We start from the raw sequence: 20,275 nt of genomic DNA on the forward strand, positions 1-20,275 counted from the left end.
CACCGGAGGAGGCTTTTGCTTCAGGAGTCCTCCGCTGGGTGAGGACACCTCCGGTCACGGCGCGCGCGATCACGGCGCGCGCGACGGAGAAATACTGCCGATGCGACGGGGTCAGACGATCTCGAACTGCTTGGCGTGCGCGGCCCAGCCCGATTCGACGGGCAGCGACCGCAGCGGCGAGTTGGCGATGGCAAGCACCAGCGCCACCGCGCACAGCGCTGTGCACACCAGAATCGTGGGCGTGCGCCCCGCGAGGGCGAGGCCGAACCCGGCGATCAGCGGTGCGAGCGGCAGCGCTCCCATGCCGAGCACCCCGGCGGCACTGTTGGCGCGGCCGAGCAGCCGTGTCGGGGTCGCGACCATGAAATACCCCATCAGCGCGGCATTGAGCGAGGGGAGCATGAACACCGCGCCGCCGAACACGAGCACGATCGCCCACGGCTCGTGCACGACGGTCATCACGATGGTGCCGACGGTCGAGCAGAGCAAGCTCATGATGGTGAGCGTTCCGGCGCTGATGCGCGGCACCAGGGTGGGGGAGATGATCGCGCCGACGAGCATGAAGCCGCCGATGGCCGCCGACATCCACCCGATCGTGAGCTCGCTGTGACCAGCTTGCTGCAGCGCGTAGATCACCGTAGTGATCGCCGCATTGAAACCGAGATTGATGATTGTCGCGATCACCAGCACGCCGCTGAGATCGGGGCGGGAGAACAGCCAGGCGAAGCCCTCGCGGATCTCGCGCAGCATCCCGCGGGCAGGGGTCGCGGCGTCAGAAGGGTCAGAGACGTCGGAGCGTGTTGCGATGTCGGATGCCGCGGATGCCGTCACTGCACCGCGCTCGCCAGCGTGACCGCCCGCCGGATCCGCCGCCGCATTGCCCGTGGCATCCGCCCGTGCCTCCGCCTGCGCATCGCGCGCCACCCCGGGCTCTGCCGGTTGCGCGACCCTCGACCCCGCGCCGTGCACCGCTCCGCGCCGCATGGCGCGCAGCAGCAGCCATGCTGTCAGCGCAGAAATCCCGTACGCGACGGTCATCACGAGACCGATCAGCCAGGCACCGGCTGCGAGCAGCAGGCCACCGAGTGGTCCGCCGGCGAGCTGCAGCGCAGCATCCCGCCCCTGATTCGCCGCCTGCGCGCGCCCCATGACCTCGTCGGGCACGATCTCTTTCAACGCGCTCTCGCTGGCCGGCTCGAAGCTGCCGGCGCGCGCGGCCATGAGCACTTCGACCAGCAGCAGCCCGCCGAAGGTGAGTGCATCTGTCAGTGCCAGCAGCATGAATGCCCCGCTGAGCGCCGCGCCCACCCCGGCGCCGACCAGCATCATGATGATGCGGTGGTGGCGGTCGGCGAGCACTCCGCCGAACAGGGTGACGATGAGGCGCACAGTCATTCCGGTGCCGCCGATGATGCCGGCCTGGGCCGGGTCATTCGTGATGAAGAGCGCGACGAGCGGGATGGCGAAGCTGAACAGGGCAGTGCCGAGGCCCTTGGCGGTGTCGCTCGTCAGCCACAGCGCATAGCGGCGGTTGCTCCACAGCCTGGTGCTGCTCGTCGTCGTAGTCATGAGACAACAGTAAATGCACAACAAAGATTGCGCAATAACAGTTGCGCAATTATTCCTGCGAGTAGACTCGCGCTATGACTGAGAGTGTCAGCAGTCCCGACGAGCACGTCTACATGACGACAGCGATGCTCAAGGCGCTCGCGCATCCGCTGCGGCGCCGCATCACCAAGGTCATCGCGCGGCGTGAGTTCGCCCGAGCCGCCGACATTGCGGCCGAGCTCGACGTGCCGGCCAACAGCGTCAGCTTTCACTTGCGGGTGCTCGCAGACGCTGGCCTGATCGTCGAAGCGCCGGAGCACGCGCGTGACCGCCGCGACCGGGTGTGGCGCGCCGTCCAAGGCGGCTACAACGTGGGCTCTCCGGAGCACCCGGTCGAAGACGAAGTGCTGGGCGGCGCCCTCATGCACACCCTCGCCGAGGATCATTTCGACCTGGTCCGGCGGGTGCTGGCCTGGGCCCCCGAGTACGTCTCCGGCAGAACGGCAGAAGTGCACGGCACCTTCTCTCAGCGCACGGTTCGACTCACCGAGGCCGAGTTCACGGCGGTCGAGGAGAAGATCTACGCGCTGTTCGCGGAGGTGGAGGCTGCGCATGACCGCACCGATCCAGCGGGGCGGATGTGGGGGATCGACATCGTCGCCGCCGACGACACGATCTGACCGCGATGGCGAACCCCGGCGACCGCGCTGCCGGCGGTACCGGGGAACCCCGACGGGATGCTGCTACGGAATCGCCCTGCGGAACGCGATGAACGAGATCACCATCAGCAACGCGATCACCACGAGGCCCCAGAGTGCGAGGCCCAAGGCGCCGAGCTGCTGGAAGGTCGTGCCGACCTGTCCCCACAGCTCCCACTTCGTGACCAGGAAGACCAGTCCGACCAGCACGAGCACGACGGCGACGCTCGCAAGCGTCACGGCCAGCGCGCCCCAGCGCTTGTAGATCGTGGCGCCGGTGAAGCCGACCACGAAGAAGAACAGGGCGAGTGTGAAGTAGACGACGAACGCGCCGAGGGGGCCTGCATCCCACAGCCAGGGCAGGCGGAACACCCAGCCATTGACCCCGTACCCGTTCGTCAGCGTTTCGATGCCTCCGCCGATGAGGAACAGCACGCCCATGAAGGCGCTGCTCATCACGGCTGCGAGCATCGTGCCGATGAAGAACTCGCGTCGCGTGATGCTGATCGCCTGCGAGAACGGAAAAGTCAGCGTCATCGACGACAGTCCGACGGCGAAGAAGACCCAGAGCGGTGCCTGCCCGCCTCCGCCGTACTTGGGTCCATCCGTCGGGATCATCGCGTAGATGAGGATCGAGACGATCGTGGCGGATGCCAGGACGATCAGCGGCACCCAGATGAACGTCTGACGATTGATCAGCTGGAGCCTGACCACGTTGAGTGTGCGACGCATCAGCGCGTCTCCTTTGTCTGGTCGGTCGTGTGCGCGGCGTTCTACGTGAGCCGAACGATGAGTTGCTGCAGCGATACCGAGGCAAGGTCGAGGCCGGCAGCGGCGATCTCCGTGCGGTCGGCAGCGGTGAGGTGTCCGAGAACCGTGACGGATGCCACGCGCCCCAGCGCCTCTCGGTGGATGATCTCGCGACCCGATGCCCACGCTTCGACCTTCGCCGCATCACCGACGACCGTCGAGGCGCGCCCGCGCACAGCATCCGTCTCCTCATTCATCAGGATGCGCCCCGCGTCGATGAGGATCACCCGCTCGATGAGGTTGGCCACCTCATCGATCAGGTGCGACGACAGGATGATCGTGCGTGGGAACTCCGCGTAGTCCTCGAGCAGCCGGTCGTAGAAGACCTGGCGCGCGACAGCATCCAGGCCGAGATACGGCTCGTCGAAGAACGTGACTTCGGCGCGCGACGCGAGCCCGATGATCACGCCCACGGCCGACAGCTGGCCGCGGGAGAGCTTCTTGATCCGCGTCCTCATCGGCAGCTGGAACTCTTCGATCAGCTGCTCGGCGAGCTCCTGACTCCAGTTGCGGAAGAACATCTGCGCCGCGCGGAACGCGTGCTTCGGCGTCGCGTCGTCCGGATACTTCTGGCTTTCGCGCACGAAGCAGATGCGGCTGAGGACGCCGCTGTTCTCATACGGGACTTCGCCGAAGACGCGGGCGTCGCCGGAGGTCGCGAAGTTCTGCGCCGTGAGGATCGACATGAGCGTGGTCTTGCCGGCGCCGTTGCGCCCGAGCAGACCATAGATGGTGTCTTTCTCGATCGAGAGCGAGACATCGTCGAGGGCGAGTTTGTCCTTGTAGCGCTTGGTGAGGTTGTTCACCTCGATGACGGCGGTCATTGGGGGTTCCCTTCGGTGGATGCGGGGCCGGCCGCGCGCTCGCGCAGCAGTGCGGCCAGATCTTCGGCGTCGAGTCCGAGGGTGCGGGCCTCGGTGATGAGCGGATCGATGTAGCGTTCCGCGAACGCGGTGCGACGCTCGGCGAGCAGGATGCTGCGCGCACCGGCGGCGACGAACATGCCGATGCCGCGGCGCTTGAGCAGCACCTGCTTGTCGACCAGCAGCGCGACACCTTTCGCCGCGGTGGCCGGATTGATCCGGTAGAACGCGGCGAGTTCGTTGGTGGAAGGCGCTTGTCCGTCTTCGGTGAGCGTGCCGTCGAGAATCGACTCTTCGATGGCTTCGGCGATCTGGAGGAACAGCGGACGGCCTTCGTCGATCACGGCGCCTCCAGGTTAGGTGGTTAGTTACTTGACTAACTAACCACCTAACCCGGCCGACGTCAAGGGGCTGTCGAGATCAGCCCCGCAGGTCGCGTCGCGACAGCGCCAGAGCGGATGCTGCGGCAAGCGCCACCGCGATTCCCCAGGTCAGCAGCAGGCCGCCGACGGCGACACCGTCTTGCAGGGGAGCCTGGTGGTACACCCAGTAGTACGGCGACAGGGTGTTCAGCCACTCCAGATCCTTCGACTGCTTCGCCACCGCTTGAAAGACGTAACCGAGTACCGCGATACCCGCAGCGATGCCCGTGGCCCATGCCTTGCGGCCGGTCAGCGCTCCCGCGAACAGCCCCGCCGCCGCACTGAGGAACGCCAGTCCGGTGAGAGCGAGCACTGCCCCGATGATGTGCGGCGGATGGATGCCCAGCTCGGCCGGCCCATTCAGAGCCCAGACGATGATGCCCGAGAGCGCACCGAGCCACAGCAGTCGCAGCAGCACCGCGGCCGCGGACTCGGTGGCGTACTGCATCCGCCCGATCCCATGTGCGAGGTCGAGCTCGAGCCGGCCCGATTCTTCGGCGCCGGCGATCGCCGCTGAGCTCCACAGCACCGCCGCGATCGTCACCAGCAGAAAGCCGAGGAGGCCGTAGAAGGTGCTCTGCGCGTAGCCGGCACCGGTGGCGATCTGGTCGTAGCCGACCGTGTCGACGAGCTGTTTCGGCATCGCCTTGAGGATGTCCTGCAGTTGCCCGCCCGATCCGAACAGCGGATACAGCGGCAGGTAGAGGAAGAGTACGGCCGCGATCCCGAGACTCCACCCGATAAGGCCTCGCCACGACTCGCGGATGCTGCGCCGGAACACCGGCAGGATGCTGTTCACCGCGCACCTTCTTCTTGGGCTTCGGTCGCCCCGTACAGGCGCAGCACGCTCTCTTCCAGGTCGGGTTCCTCGATGGTGAGGTCGTGCACGGTGAACCTCGCGAGAGCCTTGATGAGCGGATCGATCGCGCCCTGCATCGTCGCGCTGAGCTGCAGGATGCTGTCGAGCGGGGCGACCTCGAGCGCCTCGACGCCGGTGATCTCCGAGAAGACGCGGCGCACGTCTGCAGCATCCGTCTCCTCCAGCTCGACCCGCACGCGCCGCACGGATCCGAGCCGCAGTGACGCGACGTCGCCCTGCGCGACGATGCGTCCGTTCGCCAGGACCGCCACCTCATCGGCGGTCTGCTGAATCTCGCTGAGCACGTGCGAGCTCAGCAGCACTGTCTGCCCGGCATCCCGAGCCTCGCGCACCATCGCCTGGAACTCGCGCTGCATCAGCGGGTCCAGCCCACTGGTCGGCTCGTCGAGGATGAGCAGCTCTGGCCGATGCATGAACGCCTGAATCAACCCGACCTTCTGCTTGTTGCCCTTGGACAGGCTGCGCACCGGTCGCGACAGATCGACGCCGAGCCGGTCGGCGAGCTCGTCGACCGTCCCGCGGGCGACGGGCCCGGAGACGTGGGAGTAGAAATCCAGCATCCGATGTCCGGTGACGCGGCCTTCGAGCCGCAGCTCTCCGGGAACGTACCCGATGCGGCGGCGCAGAGTCGCGCCCCCGCGGCGCGGATCCTCCCCGAGTACCCGCACAGAACCCGAGGTCGGGCGGATTACGTCGACGAGCGTGCGCAGGGTCGTGGTCTTGCCGGCGCCGTTCGGGCCGATCAGGCCGTAGATGGTGCCCGGCTGCACCTGCATGTCGAGGCTGTGCAGTGCGGTTTGCCTGCCGTACCTCTTGTGCAGGGCGGTGATGTCGATGACGGAGGTCATGATGGTGCCCCTTCTTCTGCCGCTTCGACTTTCTGCGTCGCCGCCTGCTCGCCGGACAGGGCTTCGCGGGCCCCGTCGAGAAAGACCGAGGTCGAATAGATGCCGTGCGTCACGAGCTCGAGGGTGGGGAGGGTGGTGCGCATCATGCCGGCCGGGCTGAGCTGATCCTCGCCCAGCACGCGGCTGATCTGCGCGCGCATCATCACGGGGGCGAGCCCCATCATCGCGATGAGCATCGTCGTCATCTCGGGGTCGCTCATCTCGACCAGCAGTCCGGCTGCGCGCTGTTGGTCGAGGGTTTCCCGGGTGACGTCGATGAGCTTGTCGAACAGGCGATTCGCGGCGGGTGAGCTGTCGCCCAGCATCCGTCCCAGGTAGTCGATGTACGGACCGTAGCGCTCGATGTCATGCAGTGCGGCGCGGATGCGGTCGGCCGTAGGCGCCTCGATCAGCTCGTGCTTGTCGTCGATGAACGCGGCGACGACGTACTCGTCGCACGCGTCGCGCAGCGCGTTCTTGTCGCCGAAGTGGTGCACGATCAGCGCCGCGCTGACCCCGGCGTCTTTGGCGATCGCGCGCATGCTCGTCGCGTCGAAGCCATCGCGGGCGAAAGACTGAATGGCGGCGTCGCGAATGCGCGCACGGGCTGTCAGATCATCGGATACTGAACGCATGTACAGCAGACTAAACAGACGTTCAGTCATTGTCAATGGGGTGCGCCGGCCGTCGCCGGTACAGTGAGCGAGTGCCAGAGTTCGACTTCAGCCGGCTGCGGCGGTTCCCCGATGTCGAGGCGCCGAATCTTCAGGCCTGGGATGCCACCGACGAGTTGCTCGTGCGGCATGCGCTGCACTCCGGGTTAAGTGGCGCCGAGATCGCTGTGATCGGCGACGAATACGGGGCGATCACGCTGGCGCTGGCGGATGCCGGGCTGCGTGGCATCCGCGTGCATCAGGATCTGGTGACGGGGCGACGCGCCCTGGTGAACAACGCGCGGATGCTCGGGTTCGGATCCGAATATGAGGTCCACGAGCTCGACGAATCACTGCTCGTCGGTGCACGGCTGGTGCTGCTGCAGCTTCCGAAAGCGCTCGCCGAACTCGAGGAGATCGCGGACGCTGTCGCCCGCTGGGCCGCACCCGATGCGGTGCTGGTTGCAGGCGGGCGCGTCAAGCACATGACGCTCGCGCAGAACGATGTGCTCGCCCGCTCGTTCGAGACCGTGCAACCGCAGCGGGCCGAGCGGAAATCGCGGCTGATCGTGGCATCCGGTCTGCTGCGGCCAGCGGGTTCGCCGCCCTTTCCGGTCTCGGCGCGGCAGGCGATTGACGCACCCGAGCCTCTGGAGCTCGTGCTGTGCGCGCACGGCGGCGCCTTCGCTGGCGCCCGTCTCGACATCGGCACCCGCGTGCTCCTGGAGGCTATGCCTGGTCTTGCGTCCGCGGATGGTCCGCGAGTCGTCGACCTGGGGTGCGGAACCGGCGCGCTCGCCGCCGCCTTCGCCCTGCTGCATTCGGATGCTGCGGTCACTGCCACCGATCGCTCGGCTGCCGCCGTGCGTTCAGCCCTCGCCACGATGCGGGCCAACGGCCTCGCTGATCGTGTGCAGGTGATTCTCGACGATGTCGGTTCGCTGCTGCCGTCCGGTGAAGCCGATCTGGTGCTGCTGAATCCGCCGTTCCATCTCGGCGCGAGTGTGCACGAGGGGGCGGGGCGCCGACTCATCGAGGCCGCGGCTCGACTTCTCCGGCCCGGTGGTGAGGTGTGGACGGTATTCAACTCCTCACTTGATCACCGCCGTGTGCTGGCCCGAGATGTCGGCCCGACAGAGCAGGTCGCGCGCACCTCGAAGTTCACCGTGACGCGCAGCGTGCGGCGCGGGTGAGTGGGACCAGCATCCGTCGACAACTCATTCTTGGGGCGGCAGCGCACCTCCGTGCGGCGGCTGCGCTGGCCCGCAGGATTCCGTAGAATCCCCGGTGAGGACGTGAAAGCAGAAGTGCGATTTGCCATCTAATCAGCCATTCTGTTACGGTTATCCGTGGCCTAAGGCCAAGACCAGTCCGCGACCGTGTCCTCATGCTGTGCAATTTCACCGAGTGATGCGGGCGTACGGTAGATGAACTCTGCGGGGGGCCCGAAGCCCCGCGACCGCGCCGCGCACGGCAAGAAAAGCGGCCTTGTGATCGTCACCCGGACGTAACCAGACGTGCACGCCGCACATCCCTGAACCGGCGCGCAACGGGGGCAACGTGTCTGAAACTGTGCTTGAAGCGCGCAATCTGTACAAAGTTTTCGGTAAGAATCCGCAGCAGGCGGTGAAGCGCCTGGAGGCGGGCGAGACCCGCACCGACATCCTGGATGCGGGTACCGCCGCCGTCATCGATGCGAGTTTCACCGTCCAGCGCGGTGAGATCTTCGTGATCATGGGGCTGTCGGGTTCCGGTAAGTCGACCATCATCCGGATGCTGAACGGCCTGCACGACGCAACCGCAGGCAGCGTCACGATCGAGGGCGAGACCATCACCGGCATCCCCACCTCACGGCTGCGCGAGGTGCGCCGCGATCGGGTCTCGATGGTGTTCCAGCATTTCGCGTTGCTGCCGCATCGGTCGGTCGCCGCCAACGTCGCGTACCCGCTCGAGCTCAAGGGCGTCGGCAAGGCTGAGCGACTGCAGAAGGCCGAAGAGATCCTCGAGATGGTCGGGCTGCACGGCTGGGGCGACAAGCTGCCCAGTGAGCTCTCCGGAGGAATGCAGCAGCGCGTCGGCATCGCTCGCGCCCTCGCCGCCGACAGCGACATCCTGCTGATGGACGAGGCGTTCAGCGCGCTCGACCCGCTCATCCGACGCGAGATGCAGGAGCAGCTGGTCGACCTGCAGGCGAAGCTGCAGAAGACGATCGTCTTCATCACCCACGACCTCAACGAGGCGATGTTCCTCGGCGACCGCATCGCCGTGATGCGCGATGGCCGCGTGGTGCAGATCGGCACTCCCGAGGAGATCCTCACCGACCCTGCCAACGACTACGTCGAGCAGTTCGTGCAGGATGTCGACCGTGCTCGTGTGCTCACGGCCGCGAACGTCATGGAGCATCCGCGTCCGGTCGTCGCCGACACCGCCGGCCCGCGTACGGCCCTGCGTCAGATGCGCGACGCTTACATGTCGGCGACCTACGTCGTCGGCCGCGACCGTCAGCTGGTCGGCATCGTCACCGACCGCGACGCGGTCAAGCTCGTCCGCAAGGGCGAGATGTCGCTGAGCTCGATCATCAAGCCGGTGCCGCAGAGCGTCGACGAGAACGAGATCCTGATGAACCTGTTCATTCCCTCGGTCGAGTCGCAGCTGCCTCTCGCGGTGACCGATGAGGCGGGTCGCCTCACCGGTGTCATCCCGCGCGTGACCCTGCTGGCCGCTCTCGGCCCCGGACCCGGCGCGACCGGCGAGCTGACGATTCCGCTGCAGCCGATCCCCGCGAACATGATCGACGAGGTGCTGGCCGAAGCGTCCAGCGTCGCCGATGGCCCGACTGATCTCGGCGCAGCTGATCTCGGCGCTGCCGACCAAGGCTCTGCCACCGGCACGGAAGAGGTGCGCTGATGGATGGTTTCCGTATTCCGATCGGACAGTGGGGCAAGTTCGTCGTCGACTGGATCCGCGACAACCTCGACTGGCTGACCGATGGCATCTCGACAGGCGTCGGATTCCTCGCCGGCGGGCTTGCCGACATCCTGAACGCGGCGCCCGCGCCGATCATGATCGTGCTGTTCGCGCTGATCGCGTGGCTGGTACGCTCGTGGCAGCTCGCGCTGGGCACTGTGGTGATGTTCACCATCATCATCGGTGTCGACCAATGGCACACAGCCATGCAGACGCTCTCGCTGGTGCTGATCGCCACCCTCGTCACAGTCGTTATCGCCGTGCCGCTGGGAATCTGGGCGGCGCGTAACAACACGGTCAGCACGGTGATCAAACCAGTGCTCGACCTGATGCAGACGATGCCTTCACTGGTGTACCTCATTCCGGTGATCATCTTCTTCAGCCTCGGCTTCGTCCCCGGCGTGATCGCTACGGTGATCTTCTCGCTGCCTCCCGGTGTGCGGCTCACCGAGCTCGGCATCCGCGGCGTCGACACCGAGACCGTCGAGGCGGGCCACGCCTTCGGCGCAAAGCCGGGGCAGATCCTGCGCGGCATCCAGCTGCCTCTCGCGATGCCTACGATCATGGCCGGTATCAACCAGGTGATCATGCTCGCCCTGTCGATGGCCGTCATCGCCGGTATGGCAGGTGCGCCCGGTCTCGGCAAGGAGGTCGTGTCAGCGCTCTCGACCATCAACGTGGCTCAGGGCATCGAAGCAGGTCTGGGCGTCGTGTTCATCGCGGTGTACCTCGACCGCATCACTGCGGCTCTCGGCGCCCCGGCAAACTCTCGGCACTCGCTGCTGGGCATCCTGCAGCGGCGACGTGAAGAAGCGCGACGCGCTTCGGTCGCAGCATCCGCTCAGGCCCCTGACTCGGTTGCCGCACACTGACTCATCCCTCCCGCACCACAACATCACACAGCACCACATACGTAACGCGTGAGACATACGTGAAGAAAGAAGGAAGCACCATGAACAAGAGGCATTTGACCAAGATCGCTGCGCTCGGCGCGGCAGCAGCACTCGTCCTCACCGGCTGCGCAAGCGGCGACGGTGACAAGGGCGACGCCGGCGACGCTCCCTCGGGCGACGCCAAGGGCACGATCACGATGGGGTTCCTCCCCGCGTGGACTGACGGCCTGAGCACCGCATACCTTCTCGCCGACCAGCTCGAGAAGCTCGGCTACGACATCGACATGGAAGACGTCGTCGACGCGGGCCCCCTCTACACGGCTCTGGCCCAGGGTGATGTCGACATGTACCCGTCGGCATGGTCCGAGGTGACTCACGCCTCCTACATGGAGGAGTACGGCGACAAGATCGAAGACCTCGGCACGTACTACGACGGCGCCGTGCTGACGATGGCCGTTCCGGAGTACATGACCGACATCAACTCGATCGAGGATCTCAACGACAACGTCGAGCTCTTCGACGGCAAGATCATCGGCATTGAGCCCGGCGCCGGCCTGACGAAGGCGACGCAGGAGAAGGTCATTCCCGAGTACAAGCTGGACGACTACGAGCTCGTCACCTCGTCGACCGGTGGCATGCTCGCCACGCTCGACACCGCTGTGGCTGCTGAAAAGCCCATCGTCGTGACGCTGTGGCGTCCGTTCTGGGCCAACAGCGCGTGGCCCATGAAGGACCTGAAGGACCCGAAGGGCGCTCTCGGTGACACCGAGGGGCTGCACTTCCTCGGCAAGCTCGGCTTCGCTGAGGAGTTCCCCGAGGCCGCTGACTTCATCGAGAAGGTCAAGCTGACCGATGAGCAGTACGGCGAGCTCGAGGGCCTTGTCACCTCTGACGACTACAAGGACAAGTCCGCTGAGGCTGTCGACAAGTGGATCGAAGACAACGCAGATCAGATCGACTGGCTGATCGCCGAGTAAGACTCGGTTGTCGGGGCTGAGACCCCGGTAACTCTGAAGGACGTCTGCACCTTTGAAGGAGAATCCGGCCGGATTCATCCTTCAAAGTGGCAGGCGTCCTTTTTCGTGCGGGTGGGGCGGATGCTGCGGGGCGACCGTGCGACACCTCGCCGTCAGTTATCACTGCTAGTCAGGGCGCCGCAGGGCACGGACGGTAGGCTCAAACTTGATTGAGGGCATCGACGTAAGGGAGAGCTAGTGGCTGAGCGCAAGTCAGCGAGGCAACCGATCGCAGATCGGATGTATGACGTGCTGCTACATCAGTTCATGTCGGGGGAGCGTGGGGCGGGTGAGAGCCTGAACATTGGCGCGCTCTCTCGCGAGCTCGATGTCAGTCAGACGCCGCTGCGTGAAGCGCTTGCGCGCTTGGAGTACACGGGGCTTGTTCAGCGCGAGGCGCTTCGTGGATACCGCGTCGCACCAATGATGACGCGCGCCGAAGTCGAGCAGCTGAAGGAAGCGCGCCTTGTGCTGGAACCCCGTCTTGCGCATCACGCCGCGTTGCGAATCACGCCTGAGTTTCTCACCGCGTTGGACGAGAGCATGAACGAGTTCGAGCGTTCGGCGGATGCGGCTGACATGGAGACCGAAGGCTTTGACATGTACTGGCGCTCGGACAACCGGTTTCATGGACTGATTGCGGAACAGTCGGGTAACCAGTTCTTGGCACTCGCCTACGCGGCGCTCAGCGGTCAGATTCAGCGGTTCCGACTCTTTTCCAAGTTTGGTCGCACGGGTGCGCGTCAAGCGGCGCCTGAGCACCGCGCGATCTTCGACGCGATCGCGGCGGGCGATTCGGATGCTGCGGCAGAATCGATGCGACTGCACGTTCTCGGTGCCACGGAGCGACTTCTGGGCAACTGAATTGGCAAGCCCACCGATGGACAAGCCAACCTAGAATCCAATACTATAGTTGATAGTATTGGATTGGAGGTGCAATGATGCAGGTACAACAGGCCGCGGGGCACTACACCGCGCACCCGCTCATTCACGGATTTCCGGGTAAGTCGAGCACACACGGCGCCTTTGGCTGGAGCAGCCTGTGGCTCCTCGACGATGGCACGCGCCGCGTCCTCGTCGACGCGGGGCAGCCCGCCTATATCCCGCTGATCCACGAGTCGCTCGAACGTCTCGGTCTCACCACGGCAGACATCACCGACGTTTTACTGACCCATATGCATTGGGATCACGTCGCAAACTTTACGATGTTCCAAAACGCCGTCACCTGGGTGGGCATGAAAGAGCTGGCATGGGCTGCGGAGCAGCCGGCAGGAACCAAGTTCATCCCCGACCTTCATGTGCAGGAGCTCATGCGCCGCACCGAACGTGTAGAGCGGATAAGGCCCGGACAAGAAGTCCTGCCGGGAATCCACGCGATTGCCGCTCCAGGTCACACGCCACATCACCTGGCATTCTTCACCGAGCGCGCTGAGCAGTCCCTCATTTTTGCAGGGGACTCGGTGAAGAACATTCATGAGCTGGCCACAGCACGCGTCGACTCCACCATGGACGAAGACGCCAGCGTTCGCACGATCGATCGCTTGCGTTCCCTTCTGACCGACACGAGCGCGGCTCTGCTGCCCGGCCATGATGTCGGACTCAGAATTGTCGACGGTGAGGTGCAGCGACTGCAAGAACAGCGCGCTCAGATCAGTTTTTTTGCCGACGCACTGAGCCCTGAGAGCGACCGCAGCATCGGCTGAGCCGGTGCCGCGAGAAAGGACAATCATGACTTCTGTCCTCTATACAGGAGGCGCTGGTCGCATGGGCCGCGTGATTCGTGAAGGGCTCGCTGGGAAGTACGACCGTGTGGTCCTATACGTGCGCAGCGAGCCCATCGAACCTCTCTTCGCCCGCGAGGAGGTCGTCGTCGGTGACCTCGGCGACCTGGAAGCCTTGACAGCGGCGGCCCAGGGTATCGACGTGATCGTGCACCTCGGCGCTGTCGCCGACGAAGCGTCATTTGAGCGGATCCGCGAGGTCAACATCGATGGCACGTACCACGTCTACGAGGCAGCCCGCCGGGCGGGGGTGCGTCGTGTCGTGTTCGCCAGCTCCAACCACATCATCGGTTTTCACCCCGCCTCGGAACGCCTCGACGAGACTGCGTCGATTCGCCCAGACACCTACTACGGGGTTTCGAAAGCGTTTGGCGAGGCAATGGCGAGCCTGTACTACGACAAATGGGGGGTGGAATCGGTGTTGCTGCGCATCGGAACCTTCCGACCTGCGCCCGAAGATGTGCGCCAGCTCGCGCTGTGGTTGAGCTGGAGAGATGGTGTCGAGCTGACTCGATGCGCGATCGAAAACGGCCCGGTGGGATGCCAGGTTGTTTACGGTGTCTCGGCAAACACCGATGGCTGGTGGGATGCGCAGGCCGGTTGGGCTGCCATCGGATTCACCCCGCAGGACAACGCAGCAGAGCACGCGCAGGACATTGACCACAATGTTCCTGCCCCCAAATATCACGGCGGAGCATTCACCGCCTCCGAGTACCAAGGAGGAATCTGGTGAACGAAACCACCATGTCCCACGATGTCCTGATCACCACCGCGTTTCTTAGCCCGGGCGACGGTGTTGACGCCCTGCTGCGTGGTTCCGGTCTGACCACGCGTCATGAGCCGAACCTTGCGGCCCTTCCTGAGGGAGACCGTCGCGCACTCCTGGCACCCACACGCGCCATCATTGCGGGAACCCAACCGCTGACAGCAAATGACCTCGCCATGGCTCCGAACCTGCAGATCGTTGTCCGAACGGGCGTCGGGTACGACAGTGTTGACGTCGCAGCAGCAACCGATCAGGGGGTTCCTGTCTGTATCACGGCGGGCGCTAACCGGCAGGCCGTTGCCGAACATGTTTTCGCCCTCATGCTGAGTCTGGCCCGTCGTGTTCCCGAGAACATCGCCAACCTGGCGGCCGGGAGCTGGCAGCAGCTCACGGGTCGCGAACTGCGCGGTGCGACGTTGGGTGTGCTGGGTCTTGGATCCATTGGAAAGGCCGTCGCCATGATTGCCGCAGGTTTCGGCATGAACGTCATCGCCTATGACCCGTACTTCGACAATGCATTCGCTTCGGCACACAATATTGCTCGTGCGGAACTCGACGACGTTCTTGCACAGGCTGATTTCGTGACGCTGCACCTGTTCCTCGATGACTCGACGCGGAACCTCATCAATGCGGAGCGCTTGCGTCTCATGAAGAACGACGCGATCCTGGTGAACACGGCTCGTGGCGGCATTGTCGATGAGGAAGCCGTGGTCGACGCGGTCCGTGCCGGTGTGATTGGCGGTGCAGCGCTGGACGTGTTCGAGCAGGAACCGCTGCCCGCAGACAGTGCACTTCTGCACACGCCTGGCATTCTCGCGACCACGCACATCGCGGGTGCAACCCGTGAAGCTCGTGGTGAGTCTGGTCGCATGGCGGCCGCGAACGTTATCAGCGTGCTCGCGGGGGGCGATGCGCAGTTCATCGTGAATCCGGCATACCGAGAAGACGTCGCATGATCATCCAGTCATCGGGTGGCCAGCTCCGGCTGGCAGCCAACCTCAAATGGATGTACACCCAGCTGCCCTTCGAGGCGCGATTTGACGCGGCGGCGGCTGCAGGTTTCACCGGGGTTGAGTTTGCGTCCCCATACGAACTGTCGGCTACGCGCGTGCGAGAGTTGCTGGACAACGCCGGCCTCACGCAGGCGCTCATCAACACTCCCGCTGGTCCTGCGGGTTCCGCAACCGCCATGGGCGCAGCCTATGTTCCGTCCGCGCAGGGCGTCTTCCGTGAGGGCGTCGAGCGCGCACTTCACTATGCAGATGTGCTCGGCGCCCCCACCGTTCACGTGATGGCTGGCCTTCGCCCCGCGGATGCGGACCCAGAGTTCGCCTTTTCGACCTACGTCACCAACATTGGCTGGGCCGCTGCACAGGCTCGCGCGGCGGGCGTTCGCATCGTGCTCGAAGCGATCAACAAGCGCGAACAGCCCATGTACGGCTTGGCTTCGATGGAGACGGCGGCCGCGGTAGCGGAAGCCGTTGACCCTGTCACCGTCGGCGTGCTGTTCGACGTCTATCACGCACAGACCGACCGCGGAAATGTGATCGAACGGTTCGAACGACTGGCGCCAATGGTCAAGCACGTGCAGATTGCCGATAACCCCGGCCGCGGTGAGCCAGGAACAGGCGAGATTGCGTACGAGAACGTGCTCGCACGGATCGCCGCCAGCGGCTACTCCGGATGGGTGGGGTGCGAGTATGGCCCCGTTGGCGACACCGATGAAGGCTTGAAATGGATCGAAAGGATCGTGCGGTGACCGATGTGAAGATTGCTCTGATCAGTGCGACCCCGCTGGCCATTGCTCCTGCAGCGGCCGCGGTGAGCGCCGCAATTCCGAACAGCACGGTGTGGAATCTTCTCGATGACCGTCTGCTCGCCGACCTGAAGCAGCAGGGGGAGATGACGGGTCCACTCGCTGATCGGATGGACATCCTGATCGAGTCCGCGCTCGCCGGCGGTGCTGACGGTGTCTTGCTTACGTGCTCTCAGTACGGCGTGCGCGCCGACTACCGTGACCTCGCGACCGACGGTGTTGCCGTGTTTTCCGCAGACGGACCGCTCTTCAATGCGACGGTAAGGCTGGCCCCCGCGAGTGTTCTGCTCGTCGCGTCGCTTGAGTCAGCGGCTGCCGACAGCACCGCGCGCCTTAATGCTGCCTTCGCCGCTGCAGGAGTGGCGACCAGCATCCGTTCCCTAGTGGTGCCCGCCGCCGCCAACCCTCTTGCCGTTGACGAGTTGGTCGCGCACCTCTCCACGGCCATTTCTGAGGTGACCGAACCCTACGACGTGGTCGTGCTCGCGCAGTATTCGCTCGCCCCCGCGGCCGAGTCGCTGCGTGCACACATCGCTGTGCCCGTCCTCGACGGTCCTAGTGTTGCCGCTTCGCGCCTGCGCGACGCGATAGAGAGCGCACAACGATGATTGGCGTCATTGCTGATGATGTGACGGGTGCAACCGATGTGGCTGCGGCCCTCAGCCGCGAGGGGTTGCGCACCCTGCTTGCCCTCAACGCGGAAACCCCCGTCACGGGAGATGCCGACGCGGTTGTGATCGGCCTGAAGACCCGCTCGATCCCGGCGGACGACGCCATTGAGGCGAGCCTCGTAGCGCTGCGCACACTGCGGAACGCCGGCGCGACGCGCTTTTACTTCAAGTACTGCTCGACCTTCGATTCAACGGATGAGGGCAACATCGGCCCCGTCACGGAGGCCCTTGCCCAGGCTCTGGGAGTGTCGACCGTGGTAACGACGCCCGCGGCCCCCGTCCACGGACGCACGGTGAATGACGGCAATCTGTATGTCTTTGATGTTCCGTTGCATGAGACGCACATGGCGCATCATCCGATCACGCCGATGCGTGACTCGAACCTCTCGCGCCTGCTGACGCCGCAGGTGCAGGGTGCTGTGACGACCCTGCCGCTTTCTGCCGTCCGCGAGGGGGCGGCGCTCGCGCACGCCATGATCGCCTCTGCCGAGAGCGCAGGTGTGGCCCACGTGATCGCAGACGCCGTTGACGCCGCCGATCTTGCGGTCATCGCCGAAGCCGTGGACACCGCCGTGCTGACGGCCGGATCCGCCGGTCTCATCGGCGCGATTGCCGCACGCCAGGTGCCATCCGGCCGCACAGTTTCTGCACCTCCCGCCGGACGCACCGCGATCATCGCGGGAAGCTGTTCGCGACGCACTCTGGAGCAGATTGCCGCGTTTCAGGAATCGGGCGGTTCCTCGCACCGCGTCGTGGCAGAAGCAGGCCAGACGGCATCAGAACTGGCTGACGCCGCGTTGACGTGGTGGGATGAACAGCCCGCAGACAGCTCAGCGCTGATCTACTCGTCAAGTTCGGCCGAAGAACGTGACGACGAACTGCCAGAGGCCGGTGAACTGTACGAGCAGGTGGCGGGAATCGTCGCTCACGGACTCGCGCAGCGTGGCGTGCAGCGCATGGTCGTCGCGGGCGGAGAGACGTCCGGTGCAGTGATCCGCGAACTCGGAACCACGGTTGCTGTTGTGGGGGATGAGGCTGCCGTGGGTGCGCCCTGGGTTCATGACGTTGCCCGTGGGGTGCACCTGGTGTTGAAGTCAGGAAACTTTGGCGACGTCGACCTGTTCACCTCTGTTGCAGGAGATGTCGGCCATGACTGACCTGCGCGGAACTGTCGAACGAGTCGCGCACTCGATCCACAGGCGTGGTCTCACCCACGGGCGTACGGGCAATCTGGCTGTGCGCGAAGGCGATCACATTCTGGTCACGCCGACCGGTGTGAGCCTGGCCGATGTCTCGGGCGCTGATCTGTCTGTGCTCGACGCCGAGGGTCATCACCTCGATGGTCCTCCACCGACGAAAGAGGCGTTTCTGCACGTTGCCGTGCTTCGCGCTCGACCGTCGGCACACGCCATTGTGCACACGCACTCCGTGCATGCCGCGGCGCTATCCTGCCTGTCAGATCTTGACCAGGAAGACGCCCTGCCCCCGCTCACGGCGTACTACGGCATGCGCGTTGCGCCCCTGTTGGTCTTGCCGTACTTCGCCCCAGGAGACAAGGCGGCCACCTATGCCGTGCAGCACGCGGCTACGCGTTCGCACGCGCTGCTGTTGCGCAACCACGGGCCCGTGATCGCTGGCGTTGATCTCGACTCGGCGCTGGATGCGCTCGAAGAACTCGAACACACCGCGCAAATCTTCTTCCTCACATCAGGGATGCGCACCGTACCCCTGACGACGCACCATCTCGCTGCCCTGCAGCCCCAGACCCCACAGGAGCCCAGCGCATGATCACGCTCTACAGCGGACTCGTCGTTCGACAGCCGCTCGTTGAAGAACTCATTCCCGCATTCGAGGCCGCGACAGGGGAGCGCATCGTGGCAACGTTTGAGCCGACCACCGTGCTGCTCGATTTGATCGCCGGTGGCGAGCGTCCTGACCTGTTTCTGGGTGTTTCGGTCTCCGCGCATGACCTGGCAGCGCAAGGCATTCTGAGTGCGGAAACCGTTGCAGACATTGCCGTTTCAGCCGTCGGGTTCGCGCGGCTGCCGGAAACACCGGCGCCCCCTGCCGACACCGAAGAGGCGTTTCTGCAGTACCTGCGCGACTCTCGCGTCGCGTACACGCTCTCTGGCGCCAGCGGTATCCACTTTATGAATGTGCTGCGCGAGCGGAACCTGCTCGATGTCATCGACGAGAACGCCGTTCGCTTTCCCGCGGGTCTCACCGCAGAAGCCGTGATCGACGGTCGTGCAGACCTTGCCATCCAGCAGGTTTCCGAGTTGCGCTCCGTGGCAGGGGCGCACGTGGTGGCTCCGATTCCGCACGCGCTGCAGTCGTACGGTCGCTTCGCGATTGGCGCTGGCGTTTCGGCCCCGGCATCCGCGCTCGCATTCGCGGCGATGCTCACCGAGGCACGCGCACAAGCCGCATTCGCGAGCGTCGGACTCAGCGCACCGTAAGGCTTCACTCTCACAACCTGCTGCGCGGATGCAGCGAAAAGTTAGGAATCATGACGAAGAGAAAAGTGATTATCGACACCGACACGGGTGTTGACGACGCATTGGCGATCATGCTGCTTGCCGCAGACCCGGACGTGGAGATCCTTGCGGTCGTCAGCGTCTTCGGAAACTGCACGGGCGAACGCGCAGCAGACAATGCGCGATACGTGCTTGACACGTGTGGGCGCAGCGATGTTCCGGTATATCGCGGAAGCGATGTGCCCGTTAAACAGGAACTGCGGCTGAACCCGGGCATTCACGGCGAAGACGGATTCGGTAACACCGGCTTGCGTCCTGAGATCTCCGTTGCGACCGAGCCCAGCGGTGTTGACGTCGTGCTCGAACTTGTGCGTCAGCATGACGGCGAGATCGACTATCTCGCTATTGGCCCGCAGACGAACCTTGCCCGCGCGCTGGAGAGCGAACCTGATCTGCTGCAGAAGCTGCGCAGCACCACGATCGTTGGCACGCTGGGGCCCGCGCTGTACCGCGACACGGAACCGTGGGCTGATCGCCGCTTCCGGGTCTCGCGCGACCCCAACGTGACGTTCGACATCGACGCCGCTGAAGCTGTCGCAGCTCACGAGGGTGATGTGACATGGTGTGGCCCCTACGTGACCCGCCAGGCGCTCGTTCCGGAGAACTTCTTCCTCGAGATCGCGGAGTCCACGGGGAACGCACCGGCCGACCTGATCACGAAGATCAGCGCAGATTACGCGGGCTTCTACAGCCGCTCGTACCCGCAACCAGGCGACGAGCGCGTCATGGGTATCAACGACAGTATGGCCGTCGCTGCCCTCCTGCGCCCTGATCTGATCACGGCATCGGTGCAGCGCCCGTTGCAGACGTTCCAAGATCCCGCGACGGGAGACCGCTACCTGGCCGGCGTGCACCCTGTAAAGGATGAGACGCGTCCCCTGCACCGCGTTGTGGTGGATATGAACTTTGACGGCGTTCTGGACATGATCGGCGAAACCCTGCGCCGCCCCCTTCCCTGGCGTTGACCAGCAAAGAGAATGCCCCTGAACTCATCTGAGTTCAGGGGCATTCTGGCTCTTCCTACTTGAGGTGGGGGCTGGTCAGTGCGCCGCCGATGAGGAGCATGC

At 64.8% G+C, this 20,275-nt stretch carries 22 protein-coding genes; 15 read left to right on the forward strand and 7 right to left on the reverse strand.

Annotated elements, in window-relative coordinates; translation table 11 throughout:
• Positions 1 to 111: 111 nt before the first annotated feature.
• Positions 112 to 1,569 (reverse strand): MFS transporter, encoded by a 1,458-nt coding sequence (locus tag FM104_RS10090; protein ID WP_087132062.1) that lies wholly within the window; start codon positions 1,567 to 1,569, stop codon positions 112 to 114.
• A 74-nt stretch (positions 1,570 to 1,643) separates the two neighbouring features.
• On the opposite strand from FM104_RS10090, the gene FM104_RS10095 reads away from it, so the two are divergent.
• Positions 1,644 to 2,228: an ArsR/SmtB family transcription factor gene (locus FM104_RS10095; RefSeq protein ID WP_087132064.1), complete on the forward strand. Its 585-nt coding sequence runs from the start codon at positions 1,644 to 1,646 to the stop codon at positions 2,226 to 2,228.
• 63 nt (positions 2,229 to 2,291) lie between these two features.
• Here FM104_RS10095 and FM104_RS10100 read toward each other — a convergent pair whose 3' ends face one another.
• From FM104_RS10100 to FM104_RS10125, 6 genes are all read right to left on the reverse strand, one after another.
• Positions 2,292 to 2,978, reverse strand: coding sequence for a hypothetical protein (locus tag FM104_RS10100; RefSeq protein WP_087132066.1), 687 nt, complete (start codon positions 2,976 to 2,978; stop codon positions 2,292 to 2,294).
• Between the two features lie 41 nt (positions 2,979 to 3,019).
• Complete coding sequence (locus FM104_RS10105) at positions 3,020 to 3,880, reverse strand: ABC transporter ATP-binding protein (RefSeq protein ID WP_087132069.1); 861 nt, start codon at positions 3,878 to 3,880, stop codon at positions 3,020 to 3,022.
• Positions 3,877 to 4,263 (reverse strand): GntR family transcriptional regulator, encoded by a 387-nt coding sequence (locus FM104_RS10110; RefSeq protein WP_087132072.1) that lies wholly within the window; start codon positions 4,261 to 4,263, stop codon positions 3,877 to 3,879. The genes FM104_RS10105 and FM104_RS10110 overlap by 4 nt, the downstream gene beginning before the upstream one ends.
• Positions 4,264 to 4,339: 76 nt before the next feature.
• A complete protein-coding gene (locus tag FM104_RS10115) occupies positions 4,340 to 5,140 on the reverse strand; it encodes an ABC transporter permease subunit (protein ID WP_087132075.1) in 801 nt (266 codons plus the stop codon).
• Positions 5,137 to 6,069, reverse strand: coding sequence for an ABC transporter ATP-binding protein (locus FM104_RS10120; protein WP_087132077.1), 933 nt, complete (start codon positions 6,067 to 6,069; stop codon positions 5,137 to 5,139). Before FM104_RS10120 ends, FM104_RS10115 begins: the two co-directional genes overlap by 4 nt.
• Positions 6,066 to 6,743, reverse strand: coding sequence for a TetR/AcrR family transcriptional regulator (locus FM104_RS10125; protein WP_179206756.1), 678 nt, complete (start codon positions 6,741 to 6,743; stop codon positions 6,066 to 6,068). The genes FM104_RS10120 and FM104_RS10125 overlap by 4 nt, the downstream gene beginning before the upstream one ends.
• A 71-nt stretch (positions 6,744 to 6,814) precedes the next feature.
• Between FM104_RS10125 and FM104_RS10130 the strand changes: the two genes are divergently transcribed.
• The 14 genes from FM104_RS10130 to FM104_RS10195 all read left to right on the forward strand — a co-directional run bounded on the left by FM104_RS10130 (position 6,815) and on the right by FM104_RS10195 (position 20,173).
• Positions 6,815 to 7,954: a class I SAM-dependent methyltransferase gene (locus tag FM104_RS10130; RefSeq protein ID WP_087132083.1), complete on the forward strand. Its 1,140-nt coding sequence runs from the start codon at positions 6,815 to 6,817 to the stop codon at positions 7,952 to 7,954.
• A gap of 367 nt (positions 7,955 to 8,321) precedes the next feature.
• Positions 8,322 to 9,668, forward strand: coding sequence for a quaternary amine ABC transporter ATP-binding protein (locus tag FM104_RS10135; RefSeq protein WP_087132086.1), 1,347 nt, complete (start codon positions 8,322 to 8,324; stop codon positions 9,666 to 9,668).
• Positions 9,668 to 10,600, forward strand: a complete 933-nt coding sequence (locus FM104_RS10140) for an ABC transporter permease (protein WP_087132089.1) — start codon at positions 9,668 to 9,670, stop codon at positions 10,598 to 10,600. Before FM104_RS10135 ends, FM104_RS10140 begins: the two co-directional genes overlap by 1 nt.
• 80 nt (positions 10,601 to 10,680) lie before the next feature.
• The gene (locus FM104_RS10145; RefSeq protein ID WP_087132092.1) at positions 10,681 to 11,598 is read left to right on the forward strand and encodes a glycine betaine ABC transporter substrate-binding protein; all 918 of its coding nucleotides are present in this window, start codon (positions 10,681 to 10,683) and stop codon (positions 11,596 to 11,598) included.
• A gap of 237 nt (positions 11,599 to 11,835) precedes the next feature.
• Positions 11,836 to 12,501: a GntR family transcriptional regulator gene (locus FM104_RS10150; RefSeq protein WP_256971608.1), complete on the forward strand. Its 666-nt coding sequence runs from the start codon at positions 11,836 to 11,838 to the stop codon at positions 12,499 to 12,501.
• 74 nt (positions 12,502 to 12,575) lie between these two features.
• A complete protein-coding gene (locus tag FM104_RS10155) occupies positions 12,576 to 13,340 on the forward strand; it encodes an MBL fold metallo-hydrolase (RefSeq protein WP_087132095.1) in 765 nt (254 codons plus the stop codon).
• Positions 13,341 to 13,365: 25 nt separating this feature from the next.
• Positions 13,366 to 14,151 carry an NAD-dependent epimerase/dehydratase family protein gene (locus tag FM104_RS10160; RefSeq protein WP_087132098.1) on the forward strand — a complete coding sequence of 262 codons (786 nt, stop codon included), beginning with the start codon at positions 13,366 to 13,368 and terminating at the stop codon, positions 14,149 to 14,151.
• Complete coding sequence (locus tag FM104_RS10165; RefSeq protein ID WP_256971609.1) at positions 14,148 to 15,140, forward strand: phosphoglycerate dehydrogenase; 993 nt, start codon at positions 14,148 to 14,150, stop codon at positions 15,138 to 15,140. Before FM104_RS10160 ends, FM104_RS10165 begins: the two co-directional genes overlap by 4 nt.
• The gene (locus FM104_RS10170) at positions 15,137 to 15,943 is read left to right on the forward strand and encodes a hydroxypyruvate isomerase family protein (RefSeq protein ID WP_087132101.1); all 807 of its coding nucleotides are present in this window, start codon (positions 15,137 to 15,139) and stop codon (positions 15,941 to 15,943) included. The genes FM104_RS10165 and FM104_RS10170 overlap by 4 nt, the downstream gene beginning before the upstream one ends.
• A complete protein-coding gene (locus FM104_RS10175; RefSeq protein ID WP_143738337.1) occupies positions 15,940 to 16,608 on the forward strand; it encodes a hypothetical protein in 669 nt (222 codons plus the stop codon). Before FM104_RS10170 ends, FM104_RS10175 begins: the two co-directional genes overlap by 4 nt.
• Positions 16,605 to 17,828, forward strand: a complete 1,224-nt coding sequence (gene otnK / locus FM104_RS10180; protein WP_087132107.1) for a 3-oxo-tetronate kinase — start codon at positions 16,605 to 16,607, stop codon at positions 17,826 to 17,828. Before FM104_RS10175 ends, otnK begins: the two co-directional genes overlap by 4 nt.
• The gene (locus tag FM104_RS10185) at positions 17,821 to 18,459 is read left to right on the forward strand and encodes a class II aldolase/adducin family protein (protein WP_256971611.1); all 639 of its coding nucleotides are present in this window, start codon (positions 17,821 to 17,823) and stop codon (positions 18,457 to 18,459) included. Before otnK ends, FM104_RS10185 begins: the two co-directional genes overlap by 8 nt.
• On the forward strand, positions 18,456 to 19,130 hold the full coding sequence (locus FM104_RS10190; protein ID WP_087132113.1) for a substrate-binding domain-containing protein: 675 nt from the start codon (positions 18,456 to 18,458) through the stop codon (positions 19,128 to 19,130). Before FM104_RS10185 ends, FM104_RS10190 begins: the two co-directional genes overlap by 4 nt.
• 50 nt (positions 19,131 to 19,180) lie before the next feature.
• Positions 19,181 to 20,173, forward strand: a complete 993-nt coding sequence (locus FM104_RS10195) for a nucleoside hydrolase (RefSeq protein ID WP_087132116.1) — start codon at positions 19,181 to 19,183, stop codon at positions 20,171 to 20,173.
• The last annotated feature ends 102 nt before the right edge of the window (positions 20,174 to 20,275 follow it).

Source organism: Microbacterium esteraromaticum (assembly GCF_900163815.1).
Classification (GTDB): domain Bacteria; phylum Actinomycetota; class Actinomycetes; order Actinomycetales; family Microbacteriaceae; genus Microbacterium; species Microbacterium esteraromaticum_B.

What these genes read in the sequence shown, in the direction of transcription:
- FM104_RS10090 (WP_087132062.1), bottom strand. Translation starts at nt 1,569, where the DNA reads ATGACTACGACGACGAGCAGCACCAGGCTGTGGAGCAACCGCCGCTAT.
- FM104_RS10095 (WP_087132064.1), top strand. Translation starts at nt 1,644, where the DNA reads ATGACTGAGAGTGTCAGCAGTCCCGACGAGCACGTCTACATGACGACA.
- FM104_RS10100 (WP_087132066.1), bottom strand. Translation starts at nt 2,978, where the DNA reads ATGCGTCGCACACTCAACGTGGTCAGGCTCCAGCTGATCAATCGTCAG.
- FM104_RS10105 (WP_087132069.1), bottom strand. Translation starts at nt 3,880, where the DNA reads ATGACCGCCGTCATCGAGGTGAACAACCTCACCAAGCGCTACAAGGAC.
- FM104_RS10120 (WP_087132077.1), bottom strand. Translation starts at nt 6,069, where the DNA reads ATGACCTCCGTCATCGACATCACCGCCCTGCACAAGAGGTACGGCAGG.
- FM104_RS10125 (WP_179206756.1), bottom strand. Translation starts at nt 6,743, where the DNA reads ATGCGTTCAGTATCCGATGATCTGACAGCCCGTGCGCGCATTCGCGAC.
- FM104_RS10140 (WP_087132089.1), top strand. Translation starts at nt 9,668, where the DNA reads ATGGATGGTTTCCGTATTCCGATCGGACAGTGGGGCAAGTTCGTCGTC.
- FM104_RS10145 (WP_087132092.1), top strand. Translation starts at nt 10,681, where the DNA reads ATGAACAAGAGGCATTTGACCAAGATCGCTGCGCTCGGCGCGGCAGCA.
- FM104_RS10155 (WP_087132095.1), top strand. Translation starts at nt 12,576, where the DNA reads ATGATGCAGGTACAACAGGCCGCGGGGCACTACACCGCGCACCCGCTC.
- FM104_RS10160 (WP_087132098.1), top strand. Translation starts at nt 13,366, where the DNA reads ATGACTTCTGTCCTCTATACAGGAGGCGCTGGTCGCATGGGCCGCGTG.
- FM104_RS10170 (WP_087132101.1), top strand. Translation starts at nt 15,137, where the DNA reads ATGATCATCCAGTCATCGGGTGGCCAGCTCCGGCTGGCAGCCAACCTC.
- otnK (WP_087132107.1), top strand. Translation starts at nt 16,605, where the DNA reads ATGATTGGCGTCATTGCTGATGATGTGACGGGTGCAACCGATGTGGCT.
- FM104_RS10185 (WP_256971611.1), top strand. Translation starts at nt 17,821, where the DNA reads ATGACTGACCTGCGCGGAACTGTCGAACGAGTCGCGCACTCGATCCAC.
- FM104_RS10190 (WP_087132113.1), top strand. Translation starts at nt 18,456, where the DNA reads ATGATCACGCTCTACAGCGGACTCGTCGTTCGACAGCCGCTCGTTGAA.
- FM104_RS10195 (WP_087132116.1), top strand. Translation starts at nt 19,181, where the DNA reads ATGACGAAGAGAAAAGTGATTATCGACACCGACACGGGTGTTGACGAC.